At 65.2% G+C, this 12,139-nt stretch carries 10 protein-coding genes; 6 read left to right on the top strand and 4 right to left on the bottom strand.

Going from position 1 to position 12,139, the window contains the following annotated elements; translation table 11 throughout:
* Positions 1–253 precede the first annotated feature (253 nt).
* The 5 genes from D8676_RS22015 (at position 254) to D8676_RS22035 (ending at position 5,223) form a co-directional block, all read left to right on the top strand.
* The gene (locus tag D8676_RS22015; RefSeq protein WP_121583252.1) at positions 254–703 is read left to right on the top strand and encodes an Rrf2 family transcriptional regulator; all 450 of its coding nucleotides are present in this window, start codon (positions 254–256) and stop codon (positions 701–703) included.
* 204 nt (positions 704–907) lie between these two features.
* Entirely contained in the window at positions 908–2,206 is a 1,299-nt protein-coding gene (gene ugpB, locus D8676_RS22020; protein ID WP_121583253.1) for a sn-glycerol-3-phosphate ABC transporter substrate-binding protein UgpB, read from the top strand.
* Between the two features lie 178 nt (positions 2,207–2,384).
* Complete coding sequence (gene ugpA / locus D8676_RS22025; RefSeq protein WP_121583254.1) at positions 2,385–3,269, top strand: sn-glycerol-3-phosphate ABC transporter permease UgpA; 885 nt, start codon at positions 2,385–2,387, stop codon at positions 3,267–3,269.
* A gap of 64 nt (positions 3,270–3,333) precedes the next feature.
* Entirely contained in the window at positions 3,334–4,182 is an 849-nt protein-coding gene (ugpE, locus tag D8676_RS22030) for a sn-glycerol-3-phosphate ABC transporter permease UgpE (protein ID WP_121583365.1), read from the top strand.
* A complete protein-coding gene (locus D8676_RS22035) occupies positions 4,183–5,223 on the top strand; it encodes a sn-glycerol-3-phosphate import ATP-binding protein UgpC (protein ID WP_121583255.1) in 1,041 nt (346 codons plus the stop codon).
* A gap of 10 nt (positions 5,224–5,233) precedes the next feature.
* Here the strand turns inward: D8676_RS22035 and D8676_RS22040 are convergent, their stop codons facing one another.
* The 4 genes from D8676_RS22040 to D8676_RS22055 all read right to left on the bottom strand — a co-directional run bounded on the left by D8676_RS22040 (position 5,234) and on the right by D8676_RS22055 (position 10,529).
* Entirely contained in the window at positions 5,234–6,607 is a 1,374-nt protein-coding gene (locus D8676_RS22040) for a lipopolysaccharide biosynthesis protein (RefSeq protein ID WP_121583256.1), read from the bottom strand.
* A complete protein-coding gene (locus D8676_RS22045; protein ID WP_121583257.1) occupies positions 6,597–7,712 on the bottom strand; it encodes a GNAT family N-acetyltransferase in 1,116 nt (371 codons plus the stop codon). The genes D8676_RS22040 and D8676_RS22045 overlap by 11 nt, the downstream gene beginning before the upstream one ends.
* A gap of 15 nt (positions 7,713–7,727) precedes the next feature.
* Complete coding sequence (locus D8676_RS22050; protein WP_210210747.1) at positions 7,728–8,663, bottom strand: hypothetical protein; 936 nt, start codon at positions 8,661–8,663, stop codon at positions 7,728–7,730.
* Between the two features lie 267 nt (positions 8,664–8,930).
* Positions 8,931–10,529 carry a GumC family protein gene (locus D8676_RS22055; protein ID WP_121583259.1) on the bottom strand — a complete coding sequence of 533 codons (1,599 nt, stop codon included), beginning with the start codon at positions 10,527–10,529 and terminating at the stop codon, positions 8,931–8,933.
* A 302-nt stretch (positions 10,530–10,831) separates the two neighbouring features.
* Here D8676_RS22055 and D8676_RS22060 point away from each other — a divergent pair, with 302 nt between their 5' ends.
* Positions 10,832–12,127: an O-antigen ligase family protein gene (locus D8676_RS22060; RefSeq protein WP_121583260.1), complete on the top strand. Its 1,296-nt coding sequence runs from the start codon at positions 10,832–10,834 to the stop codon at positions 12,125–12,127.
* Positions 12,128–12,139 lie beyond the last annotated feature (12 nt).

Genomic DNA, 12,139 nt, shown 5'->3' on the forward strand with positions numbered 1-12,139 from the left:
ATCGGCACGGGCCCGGTCCAGAGCTGCCGGCCGCTCCCAAACGGGGCGGCCGTCTGTATTTCCACCGCCGCCGGACCGCAACTTGCGGCTGAAACAGCACAGTTACGATAGAAAACGTCCAGAAACACCAAATAGCAACGGATTCGGATTTTACTGGCACCGTACGCGTAGTAACTCATGTCCGCGGCCATCATTTGCACACAAACGATTCTGATGGTTGGGCGGGCAACGACAAAAAAGACTGTCTCGGGGCATGCTTACGAAAAAAGGCAAGTACGGGCTGAAGGCCCTGGTGCATCTGTCGAAGATGCCGCCCGGCCAGCTCGCCTTCGTCGGCGACATCGCGGCGAAGAACAATATTCCGAAGAAATTCCTGGACGCCATATTGGGCGAGCTGCGCAATGCCGGCTTCGTCCAGAGCCGCAAGGGCAAGGATGGCGGCTACCGGCTCGCCAAGCTGCCGAGCGAGATCAAGATCGGCCATGTCGTGCGGGTGCTCGACGGGCCGCTGGCGCCGATCCCCTGCGCCAGCCGCAGCCAGTACCAGCGCTGCGAGGACTGCGACGAGACGACCTGCCAGGTCCGCCACATGATGATGGAAGTGCGCCACGCCGTCGCCGAGCTGCTCGACAACCGCAGCCTCGCCGCCATGCGCGACGCCGCCAATGACGACATAGCGGACGGGCTGCGCCAGAAGGTCTAGGGGCGCGACCGCCGGCCTATCCTACCAAAGTCTTATGCCGGCTAAGCAGAAGCCGGAAACCCTTGCGTAACCGTCACGAGAATGTGCGCCGGACGCCTGTGGCCTGTCATGCAACGATAACAAAACGATTGTCCGACTGTCACAATCGACGGATACTCCCGCTCGCGAACCCTTCAGCTCGCCAACGAAAAACGGGAGAAAAAGATGAAACTTCAGGGCCTTTCGGCCGGTGCGGCCGTTGCTTTCACCCTTCTGACCTCGTCCTCCGCCTTCGCCGTCACCGAGATCTCCTGGTGGCACGCCATGACCGGCGCCAACAACGAGGTCGTCGAAACGCTTTCCAAGGAATTCAACGAGAGCCAGAGCGACTACAAGGTCGTTCCCGTCTTCAAGGGCACCTATCCCGAAACGCTGAATGCCGGCATCGCCGCCTATCGCGCCGGCCAGGCCCCGCACATCATCCAGATCTTTGACGCCGGCACCGGCACCATGATGGCCGCCGAGGACGCGATGAAGCCGGTCGCCGACGTCATCTCGATGGGCGGCAAGGCGTTCGACAAGAGCCAGTACCTGCCGGGCATCGTCGCCTATTATTCGAAGCCGGACGGCACCATGCTGTCCTTCCCCTACAATTCCTCCTCGCCGATCCTCTACTACAACAAGGACATCTTCGAGAAAGCCGGGCTCGACGTCGACAACCCGCCCAAGACCTGGGACGAGGTCTGGGCGGCGGCCCGCAAGATCAAGTCGAGCGGCGCTGCGCCCTGCGGTTACACCTCGACCTGGCTGACCTGGATCCACACCGAGAACTTCGCCGCCTGGAACAACTACCAGTGGGGCACCAACGAGAACGGCATCGCGGCGCTCAACGTCGAGCTCAAGGTGAATTCCGAGCCCTTCGTGAAGCATTTCCAGGCGCTCGCCGACCTCGCCAAGGAAGGCGTGTTCCGCTATGGCGGCCGCACCTCCGAAGCCAAGCAGATCTTCCTTGCTGGAGAGTGCGGGCTGTTCACGGAATCGTCGGGCGGCCTCGGCGACATCGTGAAGTCGGGCATGAACTACGGCACCGGCATGCTGCCCTACGACAGCGAGCCGCAGAACACGATCCCCGGCGGCGCGTCGCTGTGGGTCTTCGGTGGCAAGTCTGACGACGAATACAAGGCGATCGCGGCGTTCTTCAACTTCCTGTCGCAGACCGACATCCAGGCCAGGCTGCATCAGGTCTCCGGCTACCTGCCGGTGACGCTCGCCGCCTATGAGAAGACCAAGGCGGACGGCTTCTACGAGAAGAACCCGGCGCGCGAAATCCCGATCAAGCAGATGATGGGCAAGGCGCCGACCGAGAACTCGAAGGGCGTGCGCCTCGCCAACCTGCCGCAGGTGCGCGACATCATGAACGAGGAATACGAGAAGATGCTGGCCGGCGACCAGACCGCGCAGCAGGCGCTCGACAACGCCGTGTCGCGCGGCAACGCCGCGATCAAGGAAGCGGTCGGGAACTGATGGGCCGCGGCGCACTCTCCCCCCTCGAGGGGGAGATGGCCGCGAAGCGGCCAGAGGGGGTCGCTGCGGCCGTGCTCCGACCTTGTTGCAACGCGTTCGGATGGGCGGTGCCTTCTGATGGCACCCCCTCCGCCGCCTTCGGCGGCACCTCCCCCTCAAGGGGGGAGGAAAGGTCGCAATGACCCCCCGCGTCGTCTTCCCGAACAAATTCCTGCCCTACCTGCTGCTCGCGCCGCAGCTCGCCATCACGCTGGTCTTCTTCTACTGGCCGGCGAGCCAGGCGCTCTACCAGTCGGTGCTGAAGGAGGATCCGTTCGGGCTGCGCTCGCGCTTCGTCGGGCTCGACAATTTCCGGCGCGTGCTGGCCGACCCGAACTACCTGAACTCGGTCGAGGTGACGGCGATCTTCTCGACCGCCACCGCCTTCTTCTCGATGGCGATCGCGCTGCTCCTGGCGGTCATGGCCGACAAGGTGATCCGCGGCCGCGGCTTCTACCGCACGCTGATGATCTGGCCCTATGCGGTGGCGCCGGCGATCGCCGGCATGCTGTGGATCTTCCTGTTCAACCCCTCGATCGGCTCGCTCGCCTACCTGCTGCGCTGGGTGGGGATTTCCTGGGACCCGCTGCTCAACGGCCCGCAGGCCATGGTGATGGTCGTCTCGGCCGCCGCCTGGAAGCAGATCAGCTACAATTTCCTGTTCTTCGTCGCCGGGCTGCAGGCAATCCCGAAATCGCTGATCGAGGCGGCGGCGATCGACGGCGCACGGCCGACCAAACGCTTCTGGACCATCGTCTTCCCGCTGCTGGCGCCAACCACCTTCTTCCTGCTCGTCATCAACACCACCTATGCCTTCTTCGACACCTTCGGCATCATCCACGCCGTCACCGGCGGCGGCCCCGGCAAGGCGACCGAGACGCTTGTCTTCAAGGTCTATTCCGACGGCGCGCTGAACCAGTTGCTCGGCGATTCCGCGGCGCAGTCGGTGATCCTGATGATCATCGTGATCGCGCTTACCGCCGTGCAGTTCCGCTACGTCGAACGGAAGGTGCATTATGGCTGACGCCGTCGCGCCGAGAGAGGATGCCTCCACCGCCGCCGTGCTCGGGCGGCAGGAGGAGGGCGCGATGCTCGGCATCAGCCGCACCTCGCGCTATGTCGCCCATGCGATCCTGATGCTCGGCATCCTCATCGTCGCCTTCCCGATCTACTACACTTTCGTCGCCTCGACCCACACGCTGCAGACGATCCTGCGGCCGCCGCTGCCGCTGCTGCCGGGCGGCGAGTTCTGGGAGAATTATTCGACGGCGCTGTTCGGCGGCATCGGCCGCATCGGCGGCGTCGACGTGTGGACGCTGCTTTTCAACACGACGGTGGTGGCGCTCGCCATCGCCATCGGCAAGATCGTCATCTCGATCCTGTCGGCCTATGCGATCGTCTTCTTCCGCTTCCCGTTCCGCATGACCTTCTTCTGGCTGATCTTCATCACGCTGATGCTGCCGGTCGAGGTGCGCATCATGCCGACCTACAAGGTGATGGTCGATCTCAACCTGATCGACACCTATACCGGCCTGACCCTGCCGCTGATGGCCTCGGCCACCGCGACGCTGCTCTTCCGCCAGTTCTTCCTGACCATCCCTGGCGAGTTGGTCGAGGCTGCCAGGATCGACGGCGCGGGGCCGTGGCGCTTCTTCAAGGATATATTGCTTCCGCTGTCGAAGACCAACATCGCAGCGCTCTTCGTCATCCTCTTCATCTACGGGTGGACGCAGTATCTGTGGCCGCTGCTGATGACCAACAGCAACGACATGAACACCATCGTGATCGCGCTGAGGAAGATGATCTCGTTTGCCGACGCCGATACCGAATGGCACCTCGTCATGGTGACCTCCATGCTCGCCATCGTGCCGCCGATCCTGGTGGTGGTGCTGATGCAGCGCTGGTTCGTGAAGGGCTTGGTGGAGACGGAGAAGTAAGTGGCGACTGTCGATCTCAAGGACGTCCGCAAGACCTATCCCGGCAATGTCGAGGCGGTGAAAGGCGTCTCGATAGCCATAGCGGACGGGAAACTCTGCGTGCTGGTGGGACCGTCGGGCTGCGGCAAGTCGACCTTGCTCAGGATGATCGCGGGGCTGGAGACGATCACATCAGGCACCGTCTCGATCGACGGCAAAGTAGTGAACGCCATCGGCCCGACCGACCGCGACATCGCCATGGTGTTCCAGAACTACGCGCTCTACCCGCACATGAAGGTCTACGACAACATGGCCTACGGCCTGCGCAACCGCGGCACGCCGAAGGACGAGATCGACCGGCGCGTGCGCGCCACGGCGAAGACGCTGGAGCTGGAGCACCTGCTCGAGCGGCGTCCGCGCGAGCTCTCCGGCGGCCAGCGCCAGCGTGTCGCCATGGGCCGCGCCATCGTGCGCAACCCGAAGGTCTTTCTGTTCGACGAGCCGCTGTCGAACCTCGACGCCAAGCTGCGCGGCCAGATGCGCGTCGAGATCAAGAATCTGCAGCGGTCGCTGGGCGTCACCAGCGTCTATGTCACGCACGACCAGCTCGAGGCGATGACGCTGGCGGATTTGCTTGTGGTGATGAACGCCGGCACCGTCGAGCAGGCCGGCAACCCGCTCGACATCTACGAGAAGCCGGCCTCGACTTTCGTCGCCAGCTTCATCGGCGCGCCGCCGATGAACCTTCTGCCGGCCGGGCAGGGCGGCGCCGCGCCGGCAAGCGGCGCGCGGGAGGGAGCAGCGACGATAGGCTTCCGCCCGGAGGATGCCGAGATCGCCAATGCAGGCGACGCGCCCGCCGATGCGCTGGCGCTCGATGCCGAGGTGGAGGCGGTCGAGCCGGTCGGCGCGGAAAGCTTCCTCTATTGCGCGGCAGCGGGCTCGCGCATCGTCGTACGGGTGTCGGGCAGGGCGGCGGCCCAGCCGGGCGACCGGCTGCGCGTCGTCGCGCGCGCCGAAAAGCTGCACTGGTTCGACGCCTCCGGCAGGCGCGTCGACTGACCGGGCAAGGCTATTCCGCCGGCGCGTAGGCGGTGCGGTCGCGCATGCCGAGCAGCCTCATCACGGAGCCGTCGAGGCCGGTGAGCTTCTTCGACTGATGGCGCAGCATGGCGGTCATCAGGACGAAGGAAATGGTGGTCGCCGTCACCGCGCCCATGATGCCGAAGAACGGGATCAGCGCGAAGAAGCCGGCGGCGCGGACGAGCACGGTGAGCGCGATGGTCCTGAGATAGCGGCCTTCGTGACCGGTCAGCATCAGGATCGAGCCGGAGGGGCCGGCCGCCGCCACCGCGGCCGTGCCGAAGCAGAGCACGGCGAGCGCCGGGTAATAGGGCACATAGGCCTCGTTGAAGACGGCGAGGAAGAGGTGGCCGCCGCCGAGGATGATCACCATGCCGACGACGATGAAGGCGAGCGTGATGGCCGCCACCGAATTCAGCAGGCCGTTGAGCTGCTTGAACTCGCCGCGGTAGTAGAGGTCGGGGATGTGGCGCGTCGAGAACATGTGCATGGTGTCGGACGCCGTGGCGAAGGCGTTGGCGAGCCGCGTCGTCACGAAATAGGCGCCGGCGACGGCCGGGCTCATCAGATAGCCGATGATCAGCACGTCGAGATACTGGTTCGCGGCCTCGAGCCCGTTCGAGATCCAGAGCTTGAACGACCGCGACCGCCATTCGGCGGCCAGATAGCGGGGCCTGACGGAGGCGAAGCCTGGAAAAAGCGTGCGGATCTTCCGCCTGAGGAAGATGAAATGCAGCGTGATCGCCGCAGCGCCGCCGGCGGCGAAGAGAAAGAATATGGTGCTGGCCTCGGCTGCACGGCCGGCGAGGAGCACGGCCGCCAGGTAGATCAGCGCCGGCACGGAGACGAGCAGGTTGCCGAAACCGTCGCCGGCGCCGACGCCGACGGCGGTGCGCACCAGATGCCCCGACGTGGTCACGCTTGCCTGCATGACCATGTAGAGCGTGACGGCTGCGGCGAGCAGCAGCGCATGCGTCGACGCCGCCCAAAAGAAGAAGCCGGCGGCGATGACGACGCAGCCGGCGAACACGGCAGTGGCGCTGAATCGCAGGGCGCCCTTCAGCGTCGCCGGGTCGCCCGCCGCCGTATATTCGTTCCACCAGCGCATGATCGAGACCTGCTGGCCGAAGGTGGCGACGATGCAGAAGAGGCCGGCCGCCGCGAACAGGATCGAGAAGACGCCGAACGCATCGGTGTCCAGCACGCGCGCGGCGAGCATGATCAGCGCGAAGTTGGCGACGATGATCGAGCTCTTCATCACGAAGACGCCGGCGATGCCCCGTATGGCGGGGTTTTTTGCGAGCCCCGTCAGCCGTGCCGGGATTCCGGGTCTCTTGGCATCGCGGCCGTTCTCATCGGACATTCGGGACGTAGTTCCTGAGGAAGTTCTTCACCGGCTTGGCGCGGTGATAGACCTGCGCCATGACATATCCTGCCACGGAGAAGGTTTTAGTATAGTTGCTGAGCTGCGTCTCCTCGACGCGGAAATGCGTCTTGTAGCCGGTGTTGCCCAGGCCCATGTCGAAGCTGCGGTGGCCTTCGGCGAAGCGCCGCTTGATGACCTGGTAGATGAGCTGGATGCCTGGCGACTGCTTGCCCAGGCGCTCGGTGTCGGCGCCGATCAGCACCGCATGGAAGACGCCGTCGCCGGCCGGGCCGAACAGCACGGCGGCCGGCTGCCCTCCCGCATAGCTGACATAGGTGACCGCCTCGCCGCTCTCGCATCCTGCGATGGCGTAGTCGCGGTAGAAGTCGAAATAGAGCGGGTTCTGCAGGAGATCGTCCTCGAAGCGGCCGACGCGCCAGGCGCGCAGAAGGTCGAAGGCCTGCCGGACTTCCGCCTCGGTGGCGGCCGGGCGATGCTCGTAGCCGCCGAATTCGCGGTCCGTCTGCCGCTGCAGCCGTCCGAGCTCCTTGGAGAACTTGCGGCGGATCGTGCGCCGCTGCCACTCCTCGAAATCGTCGCCGGTGTCGCTGTGATAGGCGGCGTTGTCCGCCGGGCTGCCCTGCGATCCCGCGAAAAGACGGCTGACGTCGAAGCCGTCCGCGCGCACCTTGCGGAACATCAGGATGTCGCAACCCTTGAGCTCGGCATTGATCCGCCCGACGAGGCCGGCGTCGCCTGATATCACCGCCAGCGCGTTGCGGTCACCGACGATCGAATTGTAGTCGCAGACGCCGAAGTCGGCCGGCGACAGCATGCGCACGCCCTTGCTGCGCTGGAGCACGAAGGGCGCCAGCGCCACCAGCGCACCGTCAGGACGGTTGCGCACCGTCAGCGTGTGCTGGCGGGCGTTCAGGCCGGGCGCCAGCCGCCGGTGCACCATGTCCATCCACAGCGGCGCCTGGAAGGCGGTGGCCCGGTCGGGGCGGTATAGGTCGCGATATTCTGCGGACAGGAAGTCGAAGTCCGCTTCGATACGCACTTCAAGGTCCAGCCGAAGCGAGGCTTGGCCGACGGACAGCATTTGCGCTTCCCCCGCTCAGCGGATGCTGACGCGCCCGAGCTCGGAGCCGGCGTCGATGCGGAAGTCGCGTTTCTTCACCACGTCGCCGTCGATCTGCCGGCCGAGCTTCTTCCAGAGCAGGGCAGCGCCGGCCTTGGGATAGACATGCAGGCCGCGGTCGGCGGTCGAGCCGTTCTTCATGCCGAGCGTGCGGCGAAGCACGCCGTTGCCGTAGTGCACCGCATAGGAGTTCCAGATCTGCTTCGTCCAGTGCTCCATGGTCACCGAGATGTTCAGGCAGTCGTGATTGTGCACGCGGTGGGGCGCGTAGAGCGGCCAGGTCACCATCTCGCCGGGCTTCAGCTCGACCACGGTGGCGTAGTCGTCGAACCACTTCTCGTAGGGCATGTCCTCGCCGGTCTCGCGCAACAGGATCTTCTCGATGCTCTCCGGCTTGATGAAGATTTCCGAGCGCGGGTAGATGTAGACGCTCTTCGAGCCCTCGATCTGCCAGAGCGACTGGCCCTGGATGTCGGCGTGGTAGAAGACGTTGGCGTTCGGCGACGAGATCAGGATGCCGAGATTGCGCTTGAACGTGCTGAAGCCGGGCACACGCGCCTCGAACTCGCCGAAGACCTCGTCGAGCAGCTTCCTGTATTCCGGCGCCCAGTCCATGACGCGGCGGATGTTCATCCACATGCGGCCCTTCTCGATCGCCTGGATGGCCTCGAGGCCGGTGGCGGTTCCAAGCTCGCCTTCCATCGTCTTGGGGTCGTCGATCTCGGTGCCGCGCGCGCGGATGCCGAGATGCTCGGCCGGGCAGCGCTCGATCACGCGCCCGAGAGCCTCGCGGGTGAACAGCCCGGTCTCGATCAGGCGGTGGTTGAGCTTGACCAGCTCGACGCCGAACAGGCTGGCGTGGCGGGGCTCCCAGTTGGAGATGATGTCCTTCTGCATGACCATTGAATTCATCGTGGCGCACTCCATTGACGGTTCGCGGACCGCCGTCGGCAAACCTTAACAACTCATTCCCTGAAGCCTGGCGATTGGTTTTCGCGCCGATTCAGGACTGGATCGGAAACCTGGTTCCCAGATAGCCCGAAAGCGCAGCCGAATGGGTAAACGCGGCGGCCAAAGATCGATCGGACGTTAACGCATCGTTAACGACAAGGCGAGGATTTGAATCAAAATCCACCGGTGCGGTTTACTTTTATCGGGCGGCGGGCGCCCGACGGCCGCTCAATGGTTGCTGTCGCTCGCATGGGCGAGCAGCGAGTTGGAACGCTTCGGGGCGGGCTGCATGCTGAGCAGCGAGCCGGCGCGGGGGCCGCGCTGGGCGTCGGACGGCACGTCGATCTGCTCGGCGGCCGATGCCTCGCGGCTGTCCTTGCGCACATCGGCCGGCATCGGCCTCTTCACCGGCAGGCGGATCGGAGCGCCGCCGATTTCCCTCCAGAGACCCTGGCCGAGCACGCCGAGCACGCCGAGCACCATGCCGGCGATGGCGCCGAAGCCGGCGAGCTGGCTGGTGCGCGGCGGCCAGCTGCGCGCCTTCGGCGGCACCGGCGGCGAGATGACGCGTATGTTGGTCGTGTCGAGGTTCTGGCGCTGCGTGATCTCGCGGGCGCGCACCAGGAAGGCCTCATAGATCGCCGTCTTCGCCGCTGCCTCGCGGGTCAGGTCGCGCAGCTGCACCTGGGCGTCGTTGTCGGCGAACACGCCGGTGCTCACCGTCGACGCGTCGGCGCTCAGCGCAGCCACCACCGCCTTGGCCTGGTCGAGATTGTTGCGCGCGGCCTGGATGATCCGGCCTTTCTCGGCCTCGATCTCGTTCTCCAGCACGCTGAGCTCGGTCCTGATCTGGCTGAGCCGGGGATGGCGGGGGCCGTAGGTGAGCGACTCGGCGTCGGCGCGCGATTTCAGCGTCGCATATTGCGTCCTCAGCGAGGAGATCGTCGACGACTGCATGGCCGCGGCGTCGGCGGAGTTGTTCGACGTCAGTTCCTTGTAGCGCGATTCCGCCTCGATCAGGCGCTCGCGCGCCGCGACGAGCTGCTGGTTGATCTGCGACATGGAGCGCGAGCTGACCAGCTCGCCCTGCGCCGACTGCAGCCCATGCGCGCGCCGGAATTCCTCGACCGCCTGCTCGGCGGTGTTGACCTCGCCCTTCAGCTCGGCGATGCGGCTGACCAGCGCGTCGGCCGTGCGGCGCGCGCCTTCCGAATCCGCGGCGATCAGCTCTTCCTTGAAGGCCTTGACGATGGCGTCGGAGATGCGGATCGATTTTTCGGGATCGTCCGACCAGACCGACATGATGATGACGAAGGAAAGCTCGTCGCGCCGCGCGCTGACCCGCCGCATGAGATTGTCGAGCGCGACGATGTCGGGGCTGCGCGAAGCGCCGCCGCCTCCGCCGAGCAGAGCGCGCGGGCTGAGCAGCGAGGTCCACGAGGTCGGCGGGACGAATTCCGGGTCCTTCTGCAGTTGCAGGTCCTCGATCGCCCTGAGCAGCACGCTGCGCGACAGGAGCGTCTGGCGCTTGCTCTCGACGACCAGAAGCTGCGTGTCCCGCTGCTGTTCCTGGCGGAAGAGGTCGTCGGTGACGATCTGCAGGCCGGCCGGATCCATCAGGAGGTCGGTGGTGACGGTATAGCGCGGCTTGGCCAGCACCGCGTAGCCGGCGCCGATGAGAAGCCCGGCGAGCGTCGCGAGCACGATCCACTTCACGCCGGCGCGCAGCCACGACAGGAGCTGCGGCAGGTCGATCTGGAGATAGCGCTCGAGTGTGTCCTGCGCCGAGGCGTCTTCACGCGTGTCGGGCGCCTTGGCCGTTTGCATGCTTGGCGGACCTCGCGTTAACGTTTTTATCCCGGCGGACCGGGACGATCGTGCCTCTGATGCTTATGGGACGGTATCGTTAATGATTGGTTTCGGGCGGGCAGAACTTGCATTAAAACAGCAGGATCGCCTACGCGACAGGAGGACGCAAACGGCTTTGCCGCTATCGCGAAGCGGCCCGCCCGCCGCCTGCCGGTAGCGATTTGTTTACCATTCCCGGTAACGATTGGCCGGGACGGCGTGCGGGCCTTGCGAGGGGTGGAGCAAAGAACGCCGGAGCCATTCCCGGGACGGCCTGACGGATGACGACTTCCAGATTCGCGGTCTTCGCAATCTACGTGCTCGTCGCATTGTCGATGTGGAGCCCGGAGACGGAATCTGCCACGTCCGGCGTCGCGGTGCTGGCGCGCTACGCGCTGTTCGTCTCGACCTCGATGGCGATCGTGCTCCACACCTACCTGACCCGCGGCATCGCCATATCGCGCTCGCCCGACTGGCTGCTGCTGATCGGCTTCCTGCTCTACACCTCGCTGTCGTTCCTGTGGAGCGAAGGCGGCATGAACGCCGCGATCAAGGCGATGCTGATCTTCTCGGCGCTGCTGGTCTCGGTGAGCATGGCGAACGCGGTCGGCCTGGATAGGATCCTGCGCATCTACTACAACGCGATGGGTGTCTTCATCATCCTGTCGCTGCTGGTCGTCGTCTTTCTCCCGGAACGCGGCATCGAGACGGGCTGGCTGCTGGAGGGAGACTGGAAAGGCATCGCCGGCCAGAAGAACGGTCTCGGCAACATAGCGGGCCTGGTCTTCGTCGCCTCGTTGTCGCTGCCGCTCGTCAGGCATGCGGAGCGCCGCCGCATGATGCTTGCCTACTGCACGCGGCTGTCCATGATCGTCATGTCGGCCGTCTGCCTGGTGAATTCGGGCTCGCGCGGCGCCCTTCTCTCGGCCGGGATCGGCCTTTCCGCGGTGATGGTCGCCAAGGCGCCCAAGGCCTTGCAGCGGGTCGTGCTGATCGCGCTCGTCGTGCTCGCCATCCCGGTCGTCTATCTGGCGCTGGCGACGTTCGAGCTCCACGCCGACAAGATCGACATACTGGGCTCGACCATCGACACGAGCAGCCGCACCACGATCTGGTTCTACGGGCTGGAGCAGTTGGGCGGGCGCGAATTGCTGGGCTTCGGCGTCGGCGGCTTCTGGACGCCCGAACGGCTCATAGCATTTCGCGACGTCCATGGCTGGGTCCTCGACAATTTCCACAACGGCTATGTGACGATCCTAATCGAGGGCGGCGTCATCGGTATATCGCTGCTGCTGCTGGCGCTCTGCTTCATCGTGCTGCTCTACCTCGTGACGATCGGCAATCTGCGCGACCCCTATGTCGCACTCGCCTTCGGCTACGCCGCCATGTACATCATCGGCAACGTGGTCGAGAACGAGATCGGGCGGTCGACGTCGATGACGTTCATCATGTTCCTCGCCACCTCGTTCGCGCTGCGTCCGCATATCGAGAGGGTGCTCGCGACGGCGCCTGCCGGGCCTCGGCCAGCGGCGGCTGCCGGCGGCGGCGGAGCGTTACGAGACGCCGCGACGGCCTAGCCGCCCGCATGC

The organism is Mesorhizobium sp. YM1C-6-2 (genome assembly GCF_003666685.1).
GTDB lineage: Bacteria > Pseudomonadota > Alphaproteobacteria > Rhizobiales > Rhizobiaceae > Mesorhizobium_K.